15 protein-coding genes are annotated in these 16,608 nt (G+C 42.6%); 4 read left to right on the top strand and 11 right to left on the bottom strand.

The window, feature by feature from the left end; all coding sequences use genetic code 11:
• Positions 1-73 precede the first annotated feature (73 nt).
• On the bottom strand, positions 74-1,045 hold the full coding sequence (locus A3I5_RS0102885) for a sensor histidine kinase (protein ID WP_018373124.1): 972 nt from the start codon (positions 1,043-1,045) through the stop codon (positions 74-76).
• Between the two features lies 1 nt (position 1,046).
• Positions 1,047-1,736, bottom strand: a complete 690-nt coding sequence (locus A3I5_RS0102880; protein ID WP_018373123.1) for a response regulator transcription factor — start codon at positions 1,734-1,736, stop codon at positions 1,047-1,049.
• 328 nt (positions 1,737-2,064) lie between these two features.
• Here A3I5_RS0102880 and A3I5_RS11525 point away from each other — a divergent pair, with 328 nt between their 5' ends.
• Positions 2,065-3,276, top strand: a complete 1,212-nt coding sequence (locus tag A3I5_RS11525; protein ID WP_018373122.1) for a DUF2974 domain-containing protein — start codon at positions 2,065-2,067, stop codon at positions 3,274-3,276.
• Positions 3,277-3,387: 111 nt separating this feature from the next.
• Here the strand turns inward: A3I5_RS11525 and A3I5_RS0102870 are convergent, their stop codons facing one another.
• Positions 3,388-4,323 (bottom strand): manganese-dependent inorganic pyrophosphatase, encoded by a 936-nt coding sequence (locus A3I5_RS0102870; protein WP_018373121.1) that lies wholly within the window; start codon positions 4,321-4,323, stop codon positions 3,388-3,390.
• A gap of 165 nt (positions 4,324-4,488) precedes the next feature.
• Between A3I5_RS0102870 and A3I5_RS0102865 the strand changes: the two genes are divergently transcribed.
• The gene (locus A3I5_RS0102865; protein ID WP_018373120.1) at positions 4,489-6,183 is read left to right on the top strand and encodes a M3 family oligoendopeptidase; all 1,695 of its coding nucleotides are present in this window, start codon (positions 4,489-4,491) and stop codon (positions 6,181-6,183) included.
• Between the two features lie 323 nt (positions 6,184-6,506).
• Here the strand turns inward: A3I5_RS0102865 and pflA are convergent, their stop codons facing one another.
• From pflA to A3I5_RS0102835, 6 genes are all read right to left on the bottom strand, one after another.
• The gene (gene pflA, locus A3I5_RS0102860; protein WP_026216892.1) at positions 6,507-7,301 is read right to left on the bottom strand and encodes a pyruvate formate-lyase-activating protein; all 795 of its coding nucleotides are present in this window, start codon (positions 7,299-7,301) and stop codon (positions 6,507-6,509) included.
• 144 nt (positions 7,302-7,445) lie between these two features.
• The gene (locus A3I5_RS0102855) at positions 7,446-7,646 is read right to left on the bottom strand and encodes a cold-shock protein (RefSeq protein WP_018373118.1); all 201 of its coding nucleotides are present in this window, start codon (positions 7,644-7,646) and stop codon (positions 7,446-7,448) included.
• Positions 7,647-8,072: 426 nt separating this feature from the next.
• The gene (locus A3I5_RS0102850; protein WP_018373117.1) at positions 8,073-9,404 is read right to left on the bottom strand and encodes a hemolysin family protein; all 1,332 of its coding nucleotides are present in this window, start codon (positions 9,402-9,404) and stop codon (positions 8,073-8,075) included.
• A 418-nt stretch (positions 9,405-9,822) separates the two neighbouring features.
• Positions 9,823-10,362: a ribosome hibernation-promoting factor, HPF/YfiA family gene (gene hpf / locus A3I5_RS0102845; RefSeq protein ID WP_018373116.1), complete on the bottom strand. Its 540-nt coding sequence runs from the start codon at positions 10,360-10,362 to the stop codon at positions 9,823-9,825.
• An 80-nt stretch (positions 10,363-10,442) separates the two neighbouring features.
• Positions 10,443-10,997: a ComF family protein gene (locus tag A3I5_RS0102840; RefSeq protein WP_231869669.1), complete on the bottom strand. Its 555-nt coding sequence runs from the start codon at positions 10,995-10,997 to the stop codon at positions 10,443-10,445.
• A 107-nt stretch (positions 10,998-11,104) separates the two neighbouring features.
• Entirely contained in the window at positions 11,105-12,409 is a 1,305-nt protein-coding gene (locus A3I5_RS0102835; RefSeq protein ID WP_018373114.1) for an ATP-dependent helicase ComFA, read from the bottom strand.
• A gap of 55 nt (positions 12,410-12,464) precedes the next feature.
• Here A3I5_RS0102835 and A3I5_RS0102830 point away from each other — a divergent pair, with 55 nt between their 5' ends.
• Both A3I5_RS0102830 and cysK read left to right on the top strand, forming a co-directional pair.
• Positions 12,465-13,094 carry a YigZ family protein gene (locus A3I5_RS0102830; RefSeq protein ID WP_018373113.1) on the top strand — a complete coding sequence of 210 codons (630 nt, stop codon included), beginning with the start codon at positions 12,465-12,467 and terminating at the stop codon, positions 13,092-13,094.
• Positions 13,095-13,375: 281 nt separating this feature from the next.
• Complete coding sequence (gene cysK / locus A3I5_RS0102825; RefSeq protein WP_018373112.1) at positions 13,376-14,299, top strand: cysteine synthase A; 924 nt, start codon at positions 13,376-13,378, stop codon at positions 14,297-14,299.
• A gap of 242 nt (positions 14,300-14,541) precedes the next feature.
• Here cysK and A3I5_RS0102820 read toward each other — a convergent pair whose 3' ends face one another.
• Positions 14,542-14,907 (bottom strand): S1 RNA-binding domain-containing protein, encoded by a 366-nt coding sequence (locus A3I5_RS0102820; RefSeq protein ID WP_018373111.1) that lies wholly within the window; start codon positions 14,905-14,907, stop codon positions 14,542-14,544.
• Positions 14,907-16,307 carry a bifunctional Cof-type HAD-IIB family hydrolase/peptidylprolyl isomerase gene (locus A3I5_RS0102815; protein WP_018373110.1) on the bottom strand — a complete coding sequence of 467 codons (1,401 nt, stop codon included), beginning with the start codon at positions 16,305-16,307 and terminating at the stop codon, positions 14,907-14,909. Before A3I5_RS0102815 ends, A3I5_RS0102820 begins: the two co-directional genes overlap by 1 nt.
• Positions 16,308-16,608: the final 301 nt, after the last annotated feature.

Raw genomic sequence — 16,608 nt, 5'->3', positions numbered from 1 at the left:
AAAGATTGGCTGCTGTGGCAACCGTTACGCCTATTTTTGATTTTGATAGCGTACTGGCATCTTTCTTTTCTTGTCAATCCAACTGCAGGTCGGCCTGCTTGAGTCCAATGCGAACTTGAGTGCCCTCTCCAATCTGTGATGTCAAGGTCAGGCTGTGACCTAGCTTATCTGCGATAATCTTGGATAAATAGAGCCCCAAGCCAGAAGACTGCTGACTAACTCGACCATTGAAGCCAGAAAATCCGCGTTCAAAAACGCGCTGGAGATCGCCAGGCTGAATACCGATTCCCGTATCTGCAATTACTAAGTCGTCTCCTTCAACATAGATCGCAATTTCGCCAGACCGCGTGTACTTAACACTGTTGGATAGGACTTGTTCAAGAATGATCAGAAACCACTTGCAGTCCGTGACAATCGTTTTGTCAAAATCTGCTAAATTGAGCCTGATCTGCTGGCGAATGAAAAAGATAGCGTACTTTTTGACCGCTTCGCGAATCAAATCGTGCAAATCTTCTCTAGCTAACACCAGATCATCATGAAAGCTCTCTAAGCGCAAATAAGTCATAGCCATATCTGCATACTGGCCAACTTTGAAAAGCTCTTGCTCCAAGGCTTGCTGGCTATCTTTATCGGCTAATTCCTCAACTAAGAGTTGACTGGCTGTCAGCGGTGTCTTGATTTGATGAGCCCACAGGGTAAAATAATCAAGCAATTCCTCCTGCTTGGCTCGCGCCAGCACTTGGTCAGCCTTTTGCATTTCAAGAACGCTTGCCAATCGGGTCTGCAAGACCCGCTCACTAGGACTGCTACTCGCGCTTGGGACAGCTTGGTCTCTAAGAGCCAACTGGTATTTGCGCCAGTCTCGAACCAAATCCCAGCCTAGGAAAAATAGCGCTAGAACAGCTAACAAGCTCATCTGGTAGGTTAATATAGCCTGAAGATTTTCAAAAAGAAAAGCAAAACCAAAATGGCTCATAAAAATAAGAAGCAGCAAGACCAACCACGGTAAGCGAGAACGAAACCAAGCTCTGATGAATGGGCGCATGCTACACCTCCAACTGGCTCAGGCAGTAGCCTAGGCCTTTCTTGGTCACGATGAGCTGATCAAGACCCAGATCAGCCAACTTCTTGCGCAGGCGGGTGATGTTGACCGTCAAGGTATTGTCATCAACAAAAAGATCGCTTTGCCAAAGAGCTCGCATAAGAGCATCTCGACTGACCACCTGACTTCCATGAGTCATGAGAATTTGGAGAATTTGGAATTCGTTCTTGGTCAAATCCAGCGTCTCCCCCTGATGGTGCAACTGAGCAGTCTTCAAGTCCAGAACTAAGCCCTGATAGTCCAGCAAGCTACTGTCAATCTCCGAACCAAACTCATAAGATCGCCTCAAAATTCCCTGAATCTTAGCCAGTAGCACAGTCATCTCAAAGGGCTTGGTCACATAGTCGTCAGCTCCCATATTGATGGCCATGACAATGTCCATAGGCTGCTCATGCGAGGACAAAAAGACAATCGGTACCTTGGAAATTTTGCGAATCTCCTGACACCAGTAATAGCCATTGTAAAACGGCAACGTCAAATCCATTAAAACCAAATGTGGCTCTGTCTGGGTAAAGACCTGCAAGACCTGATTGAAATCTGCTATATCAGTCACCTCATAACCCCACTGGGTCAGATTTTTCTTGACCAACTGATTGATCGTCGCATCGTCTTCGACCAATAAAATTTTGTGCATAGAACACCTCTCTTACTTTTCACCGCGACAAACGCATGAAAAATTGTCCATTAAAAAAGTTATGAAAATGCAAAAACGGATTATTTATATCGTTTTAAAAAAGGATTTAAAACACTTTCGGCAACCAGCTCTTTGTTTCAAGTTCAAATCATTCAATGAAACTATAGCTGTCTGTAGATACAAGACTTACTTTTCCCTGTTTTGGAATATCAGCCTATATTTCTGAAATTTTTTCGTCATGCGTTTGTCCTGACTTCTCACTTACTATTATACCGATTTGGGCAAAAAATGGTATAATTTACTAAAATCAGCTCTTGAAAGGAAGCCTATGGCAAATCTCATTCAGTATGTAGCCGATGTGGCTCATCTCAATTTTTACGACTTGGCCCCTAGCGCATTAGACGCGCTCGTCTTGACCGAGCTTTCTTATCTACTTTTTGATGATTTGGCGCCGTCAGGGTTCGAGCCAGCAGGCCAGCTCAGACTAGCTGACCTGGCAGAGGGTTATTTCAAGAAATTTGGTGATAAGCCGACCTCTGTCATCTCCCATCACAATCGCTTGACCTTGCTAAAATCAGCTGCTGCAACCAAACGCTATAAGAATATCAAGGTTTTGGGTTATGTCAATGACTATGATTTGGATCTGCAAAAGCAGTTTGCAGCAGTGACTTACAAGTGGCAACCTGGCCATTTCCATATCGCTTTTCGGGGAACGGACGATTCCATCATCGGTTGGAAAGAAGATTTTCACATGACCTACATGCGAGTCATTCCTGCTCAGCTGGCCGCACAAAGCTATCTAACAAAAGCCATGACGCAGCTCTCTGGAATATTCAGCATTTCAGGGCATTCCAAGGGTGGCAATCTCGCCCTCTACGCAGCCAGTCAAGTCTCTCAAGCCCTACAAGATCGGATCCAATCTGTCACCGCTTTCGACGCTCCGGGCTTGCATCAGGACTTGCTAGAATCTTCTGGCTATCGCCACATTGAACCCAAAATCCAGTCTTTCATTCCTCAAGATTCTATCATCGGAATGATGATGACTCCTCCGCGACACGCTCGCATTGTCAAAAGTCGTGCCGCTGGTTTGCTCCAACACGATACTTTCAATTGGATCATCGAAGATAAACAGTTTGCCCTAGCTGAATCCCTCACGACTAACAGCATTCAGACTGACCAAGCGATCAAAAGCTGGACAGAACAGCTGACTGAAGACGAACTGAGAGATTTCTTTGATATTTTATTCGGTCTCTTTCTGGATGCTGGCATTGAGCGCATCGGAATGGCCGATACTAGTAGTCTTCAACAGCTTCAAACACTCATTGCCCAGAAAAAAGGCCTGCCCATTGAGCAAACAGAACTTCTTGACCGCTTAAGCAAGCAATTAGTGGACAACCTGATTCAAGTCAGACGAGAGCAACTCTTTAAAACCGATATTTCTGGCTTAAGAAATATACCTGAGCAAATTTCAAGTCTAACCAAAGATCTCTCTAAAATCACCGCTTCTAAAGAAAAAGCAACCAGCCAGAATGACCACTAAGGCCGTCCTGACTGGCTGCTGTTGTTTTATAAACTTGAATCAGGGGGTGATATGGCGCTTTTTAAGGAATATCAGCCTAATCCTAGATTAATTTTAGATCATACTAGCAAATTACCCTTCAAAACTTTCCGTCAACTGAGGTACGACTTGCTTTTTACGTGACACAGCTCCTGGAAGGAAGGCGTGATTATTCTCAAGTTTGAAATTGAAGGCTGCTTCAACTTTATCCATGTTGTTCCCAAGCGCTAGGATTTCAGAGTTTGAATTGACAATATCAGTAATCATCAAGACAAAGTCAGAATATCCTTCTGCAACAATCGCTGCTGAAATGGCGCTTTCTAGCTCATCTTGACGCTCCAGCACTTCAGCAATATCCACCGTATTGACCTGAGCCACACGCACAGCATTGCCACTAAGTTCAAAGGTTTTAGCGTCAATATCAATCAGTTCTTCTGCTGACTTGCTAGCCAGATTGGTTCCTGCTTTCAATAGAGCCAAACCGTACTCTTCCAAATTAACCCCTGCTAATGCCGCCAACTCTTCGGCCACTTTATGGTCACTTTCATGGGTTGTTGGTGATTTGAGCAAAAGCGTATCCGAAATTAATCCTGAAAGAAGTAGGCCAGCAATGGCTTGAGGAATTGGTGTTCCTGTTTCTTTATAGGCGCGGTAAACGATAGATGAAGCAGATCCAACTGGCTCTAAGCGCATATAAAGTGGATTTGCTGTCTCGAAATTAGCCACACGGTGGTGGTCAACAACTCCCAAAACTTCGACCTCGCGAATATCCTCGATAGATTGCTGAAACTCATTGTGGTCTGTCAACACAACCTGGTTGACACCTTCTGCCTTAGCAGATGTTACCACACGCGGCGCTTCAACGCCAAAATAAGACAGAGCAAAGGCTGTCTCTTCATTAGGTTCTCCTAGCAGGACTGCTTCTGCATCACGGCCAAAAGCTTCACGCTCTAAATTCGCCCAAGCGTAAGATGATGCTGTTGCATCTGTGTCAGGATTCTGGTGACCAAAAACAAAAACTTTAGACATGTTTTACCTCATTTTTTCTTGACCAGAGCAGAACCTCCAGTCCAAACTTATATTGGCCTTATTCTAGCAAAAAAAGCCTCCAAAGTCAATTTGTCAGTAAGTTGATATTTGGCAAGACTGCTCAAATAAGGTAAAATGAAAGAAGATTCAAGAAAGGGGTTTCCTATGAAATTTTCAGATTATACCTATAAGCGTCCTGACTATGAAACAGTCAAGGCAGAACTCACCCAGCTCACCGAGCGATTGACTCAGGCAAAAACTGCCGACGAGGCCTTGGCTGCAGTCAAATCAATCAATGCACTCAATGCTAGCATTGAGACCCAAAACACCCTCTGCAGCATCCGTCACTCGATCGATACCAACGATACCTTTTATGAAGCTGAAACTAACTATTGGGATAACCATGGTCCGCTTTATCAGGAGCTGACAACCAACTACTACAAGGCGGTCATTGACAGCCCTTTTCGTACCACATTAGAAACAGTCTTACCGGAAACGTTCTTCAAGTCTGCTGAAAACCAGCTCAAGATTTTCTCGCCTGAGATCATCCCTCTCCTGCAAAAGGAAAACGAGCTATCTACCCAGTACGATAAACTGATCGCTTCAGCTCAAATTCCCTTCCAAGACAGTGTTTACACCCTGATTCAGATGGGACCTTTTGCTCAGTCAACTGATCGCGAGACTCGTAAGGCTGCAGCTGCCGCCACAACCCAATTCTTTGTGGACAACGAAGAAGCATTTGATGAGATCTACGACCAATTGGTCAAAACTCGCGATCAGATTGCCAAAACACTTGGTTTCAAGGACTATGTCGAATACAGCTATCACAGCATGAATCGTTTTGACTACAACCGCGATATGGTCAAAACCTATCGGGAAGAGATTAAGAAACATGTCGTTCCCGTGGTGGAGAAGCTTTATCAGCGGCAAGCTAAGCGTATTCAAGTGCCAACTTTGAAGCACTACGACCTAGCTCTGGAGTTTCCAGATGGTAATGCCACTCCACAAGGAGACCCTGATTTTATCATCAAAAACGGTATTAAGATGTATCACGAACTCTCACCAGAAACGGGAGAATTTATCGACTTTATGGTTGAGCGAGATTTACTGGATCTGGTTGCCAAAAAGGGCAAGCGCGCAGGTGGCTACTGCACTTACTTGCCCGATTTCAAGAGTCCCTTTATCTTTTCAAACTTTAACGGTACCAGTGCAGACATTGATGTTTTGACCCATGAGGCTGGCCATGCCTTTCAGGTCTACCAATCTCGCTGGATCGAAAATCCTGAATCCATCTGGCCAACTTATGAGACCTGTGAAATCCACTCCATGTCTATGGAGTTTATCACCTGGCCTTGGATGGAAGGTTTCTTTGGTTCTCAAGTTGATAAGTATAAATTTAGCCATCTCGCTGGGACGCTCTACTTCTTGCCATACGGTGTTCTTGTTGACCACTTCCAGCACGAGGTCTATGAGCATCCTGAGATGACCCCTGCTGAGCGCAAAGCGACTTGGCGTCGTCTGGAAAAGGAATACTTGCCTTACAAAGACTACTCCGAAGCGCCTGATTTAGACCGCGGGATCTTCTGGTTCCGTCAGGGGCATATCTTTTCCTCACCATTCTACTACATTGACTACACTCTGGCTCAAGTCTGCGCCCTCCAGTTCTGGAGACGTACACAGGTAGAACAGGACAAAACAGCTTGGTCAGATTACCTTAAAATCTGTCAGGTTGGTGGCACTAAGTCATTCCTCCAAGTAGTTGCATTAGCCAATCTCAATTCACCATTCACCCCAGGCGCTCTTGAAGCCACTGTTCAAGCCGCAGCTGATTATCTGAAAGCTCTTGACGATAAAAAATAATATGAATCGTCATTTTGCCAAATTGATTTTGGCGTCTTCGTTTTCTGATTGCTAAGCTCAGCTATTATCATTCAGTAAAAAACAGGGCGCTATTAGCTATCTTATATACAGATGGCACAAATCACAAGATTGTACTACTCTTCAACGAGTATTGGTTTTTGTACATGAAGCCGAAGTCATTATAGTTACCTATCCCAGTCTCTTGGGAAATATGATACTCAAAAAAGACTCCATGATTTCTGTTAGAGGCCCCATTCCAGAAAGATAGAACCAATATTTAAAAGACCAGTTGGAACATCCAGCTGGTCTCGCTTTTTACATCATTACCCACGAACACGGTCCAGATACTCCGTGTAAGTCTCGGTCTGCATAAGGTCTTTAGCATTTTGGACACGCGCCTTAGTCGGCGGTTTAACACCTTCCAGAGGGTATTTAATCCCCAGTTCTCGCCATTTGAATTCCCCCATGGTATGGTAGGGCAAAACTTCAAAGCGTTCAACATTGGTTAAGTTTTCTTTGACAAAATCTCCTAGACCTTTCAAGTCATCATCTCGATCTGTCAACCCCGGTACGAGGACGTGACGAATCCAAACAGGTTTACCAATTTTGGAGAGGTACTTAGCACAAGCAAGGATAGTCTCGTTGCTATGGCCTGTCACAATCTTGTGTTGAGCTGGATTGATTTCCTTGATATCAAGAAGAACCAGATCTGTTACAGCCATCAACTTATCATACTTAGCTAGGTATTCAGGCGTTTCTTGGAAGGTCAAGGCACAAGTGTCAAGGGTCGTGTGGATTCCTTTTTCCTTTGCCAGAGTAAAGAGAGCCGTCACGAAATCAATCTGCAAGGTCGCTTCACCACCTGAAACAGTGATGCCCCCGTCTGCTCCCCAAAATCCACGATAGCGAAGGGCTTCAGCCAGAACGTCTGAGGCTGTTCGCTTCTTGGCCTTGTCATTTTTCATGGCCCAAGTATCAGGATTGTGGCAATATTGACAACGCATCTTACAGCCCTGCATGAAGACGATAAAGCGAATTCCCGGTCCATCCACCGATCCGAAACTTTCCGTGGAATGCACCAAACCCGTCACTTGCCCATAATCGATTACTTCTTCCATGACAATCCCCTTCTTTGCAAACGTTTTTACACTTTTCATTATAGCATTTTCACAATCAAAAAACCAGTACCAGCTCCTGTCAGACACAAGCCCAACCAGCTGAAAATAAAAAAACTGGACAGATAGCCAGTCTTTAAATGTGCATTACAATTTTGTAATGTTAACAGCTTGCAATCCACGTTGACCTTCTTCAATGTCAAAAGACACTTTTTGACCTTCTTCCAACGTTTTAAAGCCGTCTGATTGGATTGCTGAGAAGTGCGCAAACACATCCGCACCTTCTTCTTGAGTGATAAAGCCAAAGCCTTTTTCTGCGTTAAACCATTTTACAGTTCCCTGTGCCATTATGAGTTACCTCTTTTTTCTTATTTGTAAATCGTTAAGGAGAAAAACATCATATGACTAGATACTTTGACTCGAAATTTCATTACTTACCTACTTTAGCAGGAATATTGGCATAAGTCAAAACAAAACCTTTAAATCAGCGATTTTTATACTGGGTCATACACTTTCGTTTCATAAGAACACGCTGGTAACACTTTGAATTTGATAAGTCATCGTCTGAATCGCATGTCATCTGAGTACATAACCAAAAGACAAACCCTTTCATTGTGAGTTTGCCTTTTACTCATAGCTGAAAATCTATCTTTACTAGCAAAATGCTTGGGTAAGATGATCTTTTCAATCATCAGTGACAGAAAATGAGCTACATTTCAAAAAACTGACGGTGAGTCAACTCAAGAGCCTTTAACTTTGGCTACGAATACAGGCCTAGTTTGCTTCTTCAGCTTCCATATCGGTAATGACCAGCTTAAGCTTGGTCACTCGGCCTTCTTTGACCTTGTCATTGGTTAAAATCAGGTGTTTATTATGATTTTCAACGACAATGCTCTCTTTTTCTGACTGATCCGGAATCGAACTCATCCCTGTCAGATAAAAGCCAGCGATTGTGTCAACATCTTCACTTTCAAGTTCGGTATCAAAGTATTCATTAAAATCATTGAGGGTCATAGTCCCCTCGACGATGTAGGTATGCTCACCGATTTCACGAACTTCAAGCTCAGAACGGTCAGTTTCATCATAGATTTCACCCACAATTTCTTCCAGCAAGTCTTCTAAGGTCACGAGACCCGAAACCCCACCATATTCATCTAAGAGAATGGCCATCTGCTTTTGATTGCTACGAAATTCACGCAAGAGATCATCTACGAAAATAGTCTCAGGCACAAAGAGCGGTTCTTGTAAAAGCTTACGCAGATTGATCTGGTCAAAGCCTTTTTCATAAGCAGCAGACAGAAGACTTTTCGTATGGATAATTCCGATAATCTTATCTCGATCATCATCGTAGACAGGCACACGAGAGTAAACCTGCTTGAGAATAGCGCGGATAATGGTCTCGGTGTCATCATTGATGTCTACCATGAAGGTATCTGTCCGGTGAACCATGACCTCACGCGCCACTAGTTCGTCTAAGGAGAAAATCCCCTGCAACATCTCGATCTCTTCTGCCTCTAGCGTTTGTTCAGAATTGGTCAGCATGTAAGCAATCTCATCACGGGTCATATTTTCATCTGCGTCGTCTAATTTCATAGGCGTTATACGACTGAGGAGATTCGTTGATGCTGACAAAAGCCAGACAAAAGGCGCAGCTATTTTACTTAAAAAAAGGATAATCGGCGCTGAAATAACAGCTAAATTTTCCTTAAGATTGAGAGCGATCCGCTTGGGGTAAAGCTCACCAAGCACGATAGAGATATAGGTCAAGAGAGCCAGGGCTGCCACTTGCGCTACAATTTTCATGGTCTGACCACCACCGAACCAAGCTGTAAATTGCGTGGCTAAAGCATCTGTGAAGCTAGCACCGGTCAAAAGCGAGATGATGGTGATGCCAACTTGAATGGTCGAGAGAAACTTATCAGGACTTTCCAAAACCTTAAGAAGCCGAACATACTTGCGCTCCCCATCTTCAGCTTTTTGCTGAACGCGGCCACGATTGAGTGACACCAAGGCCATCTCTGAAGCCGAGAAAAAAGCATTGAGCAAGGTCAAGAAAAGCAAAAGTAAAAATTGTAGCCAGATGTTCTGACTGCCAGGGTCTTCCATGGAAGAAATCCTCCTTAAAAAATCTGTAATGAAGATATTATAGCATAAAATCTGAACTTTGACTAATTTGATGATAATTTGGAAAAAACGTTAATTTCCATTTTTTATTCCCGCCCATTGTTGCACATTTTTTATTCTTTTTCATTTCTCTATAGTTTCCCTATTTCCTTTGACATCTCCTCCATTTCTTACGAATCTGACCCTTTTTGGGTCATCTTTAGATTCCCCCGAATTGCTAGTGTCTAATAACTGTAGCTCGTCTGACTTAGGTCAAATTCTTGACCTATCGCATAGGAGTTTAAGCTCTATTCGAGTGATTGACCGTTGACTAACTATATAGGATCGAGCTCTCACCCTCACACGAAAAAAGCCAACCTATTCTATAGGTCAGCTCTGCGTTGCATTTCGTTAATGTCTATCACTTTGCTTCTAAGAGGCCAATATCGCCGTCTTCACGTTTGTAAAGCACATGGGTCTCGTTACTTTCAACATCTGTGAAAATAAAGAAGTCATGCCCTACCAATTCCATTTGGAGAAGTGCTTCATCAACACTCATCGGTTTTAAATCAACTTGTTTCGTGCGAACTACTTTTGCTTCGGGTTCTGTTTCTTCAACTAACGCTTCGGTAAAGAGGTGAGCAGCTGGCACTTTTTCACGATGGCGACGCTCAATTTTAGTTTTATTTTTACGGATTTGTCGTTCAATCTTATCGACTACAAGATCAATCGAACCGTACATGTCTTGGGAAATATCTTCTGCTCTCAGAGTCACATTTCCAAGAGGAATAGTCACTTCAACTTTTGCTGTTTTTTCTTTATATACTTTGAGATTGATTTTAGCACTCAAGGCTACCTCTTCGCTAAAATATTTTTCAATCTTGCTAAGTTTTAACTCTACATAATCACGAATCGCTTCGGTAACTTCGATATTCTCGCCACGGATATTATATTTAATCATATAGATTCCTCTTTCTACGCGTTAGCGTTTTCTTATATTAATATTATATCGCTTTCATTTGCTTTTAGCAAATGTTTGCCTTACCTTGCCAAAGAGAAGCTGAGAATTTCTTGTGCTCCTGCATTTTCAAGAATTTCTGTGGCTAGCTGAATGGTTGCTCCTGTTGTATAGATATCATCTATAATGATTACTTTCTTTTCTAGAGCAGCACTTTCTTTTATCGAAAAGGGTTGTGCTGCTTTTAGGCGTTCTTTCCGTGTTTTGCTAGATTGTTTTTCTGTCTCTTTTTTATCTAAAATATCCGAATACTTTATTCCTGCAGCATCAAGAAAGCCAGTTACTTGATTAAAGCCTCTTGTTTCAAAATTCTTTTGACTAAGAGGAATCGGTATCAATTGATGACTTCTCTCAAAAGGTCTCAGCACTCTTTTGATTTCCGATGCAAATATTTCTCGTAAGAGATAATCACCAGAAAATTTGTAGGTTTTAATATAGGACTTCATCGCTTCATTGTACTGATAAAGCGCTTGGTGATGTACGGTTTTCCCTTTTTGAAACCATAATTGACAGTCTGCACATGTCGTCGCAGCGCCATTTTTATAGCAATTTGGGCAATGAGCTTCTTCTATCTTCATAAATTCATTTCTGCAATTCTGGCAGAGTTTGCTATTGCTCTCTTTTAATAGAAGTAACTTGGTAAAACTCCTTTTTGAAGACGTGTTATTACGGCAGATGAGACAAGTCATACGAGGCCACTCTCCTTATTCATGAGCTTTATTTCAACAATTGCTTTTTCAATAGCGCGGTTAGTTCCATTTTGGTAAAAATTAAGAAGCCCTGTCGGTCGTTCAGAACTCCTGCCGACTCGTCCGCCAATCTGAACTAGACTCGATTTTGTGTAAAGACGATGATTGGCCTCAACCACAAAGACATCAACTCCTGGAAAGGTTACTCCTCGCTCTAAAATAGTTGTTGATACTAAAATAGTTAGTTCTTGATCCCGAAAAGCTGTCACGATTTCCAAGCGATTTTCGGTTTGGCTAGAGACAAAACCGATTTGTTCTTGAGGGAAGTCGTTTTTCAAGACTTTAACGAGATGCTGCCCTGTAGCAATCTCTGGCGCAAAGATAAGCAACGGATGGCCTGTCTGACGCTGATTGGTGATGTCTGTTATCAGTTTGGCTGGTAATTTGTTTTTAGAAAGGTATTTCATAAAAGAGTTGAGCCAGACCTTCTTTGGAACAACCAGCGGATTTTCATGAAAACGCCTTGGTAATCGCAGTAAACTGAGTTCTCCTGACCTCACTTGCTTCTCCAAGGCATCTGTCGTGGTTGCTGTCAGAAAAATTTTGCACCCATTTTCTGAAATACATTGATCCACTGCATGGTAAAGCGTAGCATTGTCCACAAAAGGAAAGGCATCTACTTCATCAATGATAAGCAAGTCAAAAGCGCGGTAAAACTTGAGCAATTGGTGAGTCGTCGCAATGACAAGGGGTGTTCGAAAATAAGGCTCGCTCTCACCATGTAGAAGGGCAATGGGGCAGCTGAAATCTTGAGAAAGTCTCCGATAGAGTTCAATACAGACGTCAATCCTTGGCGTAGCAATACAAACAGCCTTTCCCTCAGCGATATGATCAGCAATCACCTGATAGATCATTTCTGTCTTACCTGCACCCGTAACAGCGTGTACTAAAGTATTTTTTCTCTGTCGTGTGTTTTCGCACAACCCTTCTGAGATTCCCTGTTGCCATTTAGTCAACTGGCCCTGCCATTTCAGAGTACACTGAGGTTCAAAGGGAGCTTGAGGAAAATAATAAAGCGGCTGATCACTGCGAACTCGCCCCAGAATGAGACACTCCCTGCAATAGATCGCTCCCATTGGCAGGCGATTTTTTTCTTGATCAAGCTCGCTACCACAACGCTCACAAAAGTGTTTTCCTTTCTCTTGTCTCACAGCAGGTAATTGTCTTGCATAGGGCAATAATTCTTCTGGAACTTGCTCTTTTGTCAACAACCTTCCTTTGTAATCATCCAATGTTTCCATACTTCTTTATTCGTAAATTTTTGAAAAAATAAGGTTTTCTTGGTACAATCATCTCATGGAGTACAAGACAATTGCACGAGACGGCGTGGCCGAAGAAGACATCAAAAAATCGCGTTTCATCTGCCACATCAAGCGAGTGGAAACTGAAGAAGAAGCGCGTCAGGTAATCACACAAATCAAAAAAGAGCATCACAAGGCTAACCATAACTGCTCTGCTTTTATCCTTGGTGAAAAGAGTGAGGTTAAACGAACGAGTGACGATGGTGAACCTAGCGGCACAGCTGGTGTACCCATGCTAGGTGTTTTGGAAAATTTAGAATTGACCAATGTTGTCGCTGTTGTTACACGGTATTTTGGTGGTATTAAACTAGGATCCAGTGGACTGATTCGAGCTTATGCTGGCAGTGTGGCTCATGCTGTCAAGGAGATCGGCCGCATCGAAATCAAGGAACAGCAAGGCATCCGTCTCAAACTGACTTATGCTCAGTATCAAGATTTTTCTAATTTTTTAAAAAACAACGGGCTCTCGGAAGTCAATCCGCAATTCACGACTGATGTGGAAACTGAAATCTTTGTCAACAAGGAGAAAACAGAACAAATTATTGCTGATTTGACAGAGTTTTTCCAAGGAAAGGCTAGTATCGAAAAGTCTTCTCTTCAAGAAGTGGAGGTCCCTTTAATATAAAAAGGCTATCATCTCGATAGCTTTTTTATATTTTACAAAGTTTACTGTGAGACTTATACTTAAAACAAGAACCTGTATTTACAGTCCATATCCTCCATTTAAAGTTATTTTCACTACTCAACGTTTGTTTTTGGAACTGAACTCAAGTCTCTTCCTATTCGGTAAAATCGGTAAAAATGGATTCTACTCCCCAAAACAGCCTTGATTATTAGAAATAATCTGCTGAACCAGAGGACCTCGCTTGTGAATGCAGGCTCTAAGAAAACTGCAAGGAGATTTCTATGCCTATTTATCAAAATATTACAGAACTGGTTGGCAAAACACCAATCATCAAACTTAATCGTATTGTCCCTGAGGGTGCTGCAGATGTCTACGTCAAACTAGAAGCTTTTAATCCGGGCTCTTCTGTGAAGGATCGTATTGCTCTTAGCATGGTCAAGGACGCTGAAAAACGCGGTGTCCTAAAACCTGGTGATACCATCGTTGAACCAACTTCTGGAAATACAGGAATTGGCCTAGCTTGGGTCGGCGCGGCACTTGGTTACAAGGTAATCATTGTCATGCCCGATACCATGTCCATCGAGCGTCGTAAGATCATTCAAGCTTACGGTGCTGAGCTGGTTCTAACGCCCGGTGCTGAGGGCATGAAAGGCGCTATCGCTAAAGCTCAAGAAATCGCTGAGCAAAAAGGCGGCTTTATTCCTCAACAGTTTGAAAACCCTGCTAATCCTGCTGTCCACGAAACAACAACTGGGCCAGAAATATTGGAAGCTTTTGGTAAAACTGGACTTGACGCCTTTGTTTCGGGAGTCGGTACCGGTGGTACGATTTCAGGTGTCTCACACGTCCTTAAAAAAGCCAATCCTGATGTGAAGATTTTTGCTGTTGAGGCTGACGAATCAGCTGTCTTGTCAGGCGACCAACCCGGTCCTCACAAGATTCAAGGAATTTCAGCTGGTTTTATTCCAAGTACACTAGACACTGAAGCTTACGATGACATCGTTCGTGTCCCTTCTGATGAGGCCATTGCAACAGGACGCCTTATCGGAGGACAGGAAGGATTCCTTCTGGGAATTTCATCATCTGCAGCAGTGTATGCCGCTCTTGAAATTGCTAAAAAACTTGGATCAGGCAAAAAAGTTCTTGTCTTGGCTCCAGATAATGGAGAGCGTTACTTGTCCACAAGCCTTTACCAATTTGACTAACTGAGAAAAGAAAGAGAGTAACCAACTCCAACCAGCTTTTCTCTGCTAGTTACTTTCAGACTCAGGCGAGTCTGAGACAAAAATTCCTCCCTAAATGACAAAAACGAACAAAGGTAGATTTCAGATGACCGAAATGCTACTTTTGTTCGTTTTTAGATGGTCTTCATTGAAAACTAAGAATCGGCCAAAATCTTTTTGTCTAAGATAAGACTGTTGAAGCATTCGGCTTCCCAATTTTGGCTCTATGTATCTTCTTCTTTGTTTAAAAATGCTAACGCTTCGTCAGTCCATTTAGGTATAGCCTTGCGGAGTGGCTCGAATCCGTATTTTTTTCTGTCACTGGAGAACCGATGTTTGCGCGGGATTCGATGCCTTTCTTCTTCTAAGCTTCGGATAGAAAAACTAATCTTGCCCGTAAACTCATCCACGTCAATAACCTGAACTTGAACTTCTTGCCCAATGTCAAGAACCTTGTAAATGTTATCAACATAACCCGTCTTTAATTCTGAAATATGAACCAAACCTACGATTCCATTCTCCAAACCAACAAAGACACCATAGGGCTGAATTCCAGTGACTGTTCCTGTCAGTTTGTCGCCTATTTTCATTAGTCAACAACCTCGACTGTTTCGATGACAACATCCTCAACAGGCTTGTCTTGAAAGCCTGTCTCAACGGCTGCAATTTTATCCAAAACAGCATAGGATTCATCATTTGCCAGCTGGCCAAAAACAGTATGTCGGCGATCCAAATGCGGCGTTCCACCTTCTGTAGCGTAAATAGCTGCAATTTCTTGTGGCCATCCGCCCCGCACCAATTCTTTAGCAGAATAGGCTAGACCAGCATTTTGCACGATAAAGAATTGACTACCGTTAGTGTTTGGCCCAGCATTAGCCATGGAAAGAGCTCCGCGGATATTATAAAGTTCTTCTGAAAATTCATCTTCAAACTCAACACCGTAGATGGATTGCCCACCCATACCAGTACCAGTTGGATCACCGCCTTGAATCATAAAATCCTTGATGATACGGTGGAAAATGACACCATCGTAGTAACCTTCTTTAGCTAAGCCGATAAAGTTAGCCACTGTTTTTGGTGCCTGTTCTGGGAAAAGCTTAATGGTCAAATCTCCAAGATTAGTTTTGATCGTTGCAACTGGACCATTGTGCGTGTCAAGGTTGACTTGTGGGAAAGTGAGCTGTTTGTCAATCATTCCTAATTCCTCCAAGGCATACTGGATGCCATCTTCTTCTACTTTTTTAGTGATAAAATCTGCTTTTTCTTGCAAGGCTGGGTGCGAAACTCCCATAGCAATAGCAATTCCTGCATAATCAAAGAGTTCTAAGTCATTGAGTTCATCCCCAAAGACCAAAACGTTCTCAGGTTTGAGACCGAGATGTTCCACAACTTTAGAAACCCCCAATGCTTTTGAGGTTCCTTTTAAAACAACATCCGACGAATGATCATGCCAACGAACAAGGCGCAAGTCTTGGGCTAATTCCTCTGGAAATTGTAAGTTATCCCCTCGATCTTCGAAAGTCCACATTTGATAAACATCATGCTCTTGATCAAAATCTGGCTCTACTTCTAATGACGCGTACACAACATCAATAGCATCACTAATCAAATCATTTCGGTAGGAAAGGACAGCTTTATGACGACCAGCCAAACCAAAGTGAACACCTTCTGAATCAGCCCACTCTTTATATTTGGCAACTAGCTCTTTTGGAATAGGCCGTTTAAAAATGATATTCTTTTTGTTGTCCTTGACATAAGCCCCATTGAGTTTCACACAATAGTCTGCATCGAGAGCTTGAATTTCTGGAGGCACACCATAACGGGCACGTCCAGATGCAATACCGACAATAATCCCTCTAGCTCTTAGGGCTTCAAAAACATGCTTAATAGAGTCGGGCATATACCCTGTGTCTTTCACACGCAATGTATCATCAATATCAAAAAATACAACTTTGATCTTCTTAGCTTTGTATTTAAGCTTTGCGTCCATCTTTCTCCCATCTTACAACTTTTGATACTTCCATTATAGCAGATTCTAAACAAAACCAAAAGAAATCACCCTTTTGAATCAATTTTTGTAAAACCTTAAAAATACGTGGCAAATGACCTCATATTAGTGCTTTAGGAGTTGGAAAGATGCTTGAAATTCCTTGATAAGACTGGGTGAGGAATATCGAAATTGATTCTTCTTAACCCGACATTTTAGAGAAAATAAAAAAGAGTGAGTAACAGGTATCCTGTAGATACTACTGTCTCACTCTGAATAAAAGGATTTCTATGGGTAACTGATT

It is taken from the genome of Streptococcus merionis DSM 19192 (assembly GCF_000380085.1).
GTDB lineage: Bacteria > Bacillota > Bacilli > Lactobacillales > Streptococcaceae > Streptococcus > Streptococcus merionis.
Note: the sequence above shows the minus strand (reverse complement) of the source record. Positions and strands in the feature narration are given on the sequence as shown.

Coding starts and splice junctions, on each gene's coding strand:
- pflA (WP_026216892.1), bottom strand. CDS start 7,301: ATGGAAGAAGTAATCGATTATGGGCAAGTGACGGGTTTGGTGCATTCC.
- A3I5_RS11525 (WP_018373122.1), top strand. CDS start 2,065: ATGGCAAATCTCATTCAGTATGTAGCCGATGTGGCTCATCTCAATTTT.
- A3I5_RS0102870 (WP_018373121.1), bottom strand. CDS start 4,323: ATGTCTAAAGTTTTTGTTTTTGGTCACCAGAATCCTGACACAGATGCA.
- hpf (WP_018373116.1), bottom strand. CDS start 10,362: ATGATTAAATATAATATCCGTGGCGAGAATATCGAAGTTACCGAAGCG.
- A3I5_RS0102815 (WP_018373110.1), bottom strand. CDS start 16,307: ATGGACGCAAAGCTTAAATACAAAGCTAAGAAGATCAAAGTTGTATTT.
- A3I5_RS0102885 (WP_018373124.1), bottom strand. CDS start 1,045: ATGCGCCCATTCATCAGAGCTTGGTTTCGTTCTCGCTTACCGTGGTTG.
- A3I5_RS0102855 (WP_018373118.1), bottom strand. CDS start 7,646: ATGGCACAGGGAACTGTAAAATGGTTTAACGCAGAAAAAGGCTTTGGC.
- A3I5_RS0102840 (WP_231869669.1), bottom strand. CDS start 10,997: ATGAAGATAGAAGAAGCTCATTGCCCAAATTGCTATAAAAATGGCGCT.
- A3I5_RS0102830 (WP_018373113.1), top strand. CDS start 12,465: ATGGAGTACAAGACAATTGCACGAGACGGCGTGGCCGAAGAAGACATC.
- A3I5_RS0102880 (WP_018373123.1), bottom strand. CDS start 1,736: ATGCACAAAATTTTATTGGTCGAAGACGATGCGACGATCAATCAGTTG.
- A3I5_RS0102850 (WP_018373117.1), bottom strand. CDS start 9,404: ATGGAAGACCCTGGCAGTCAGAACATCTGGCTACAATTTTTACTTTTG.
- cysK (WP_018373112.1), top strand. CDS start 13,376: ATGCCTATTTATCAAAATATTACAGAACTGGTTGGCAAAACACCAATC.
- A3I5_RS0102865 (WP_018373120.1), top strand. CDS start 4,489: ATGAAATTTTCAGATTATACCTATAAGCGTCCTGACTATGAAACAGTC.
- A3I5_RS0102835 (WP_018373114.1), bottom strand. CDS start 12,409: ATGGAAACATTGGATGATTACAAAGGAAGGTTGTTGACAAAAGAGCAA.
- A3I5_RS0102820 (WP_018373111.1), bottom strand. CDS start 14,907: ATGAAAATAGGCGACAAACTGACAGGAACAGTCACTGGAATTCAGCCC.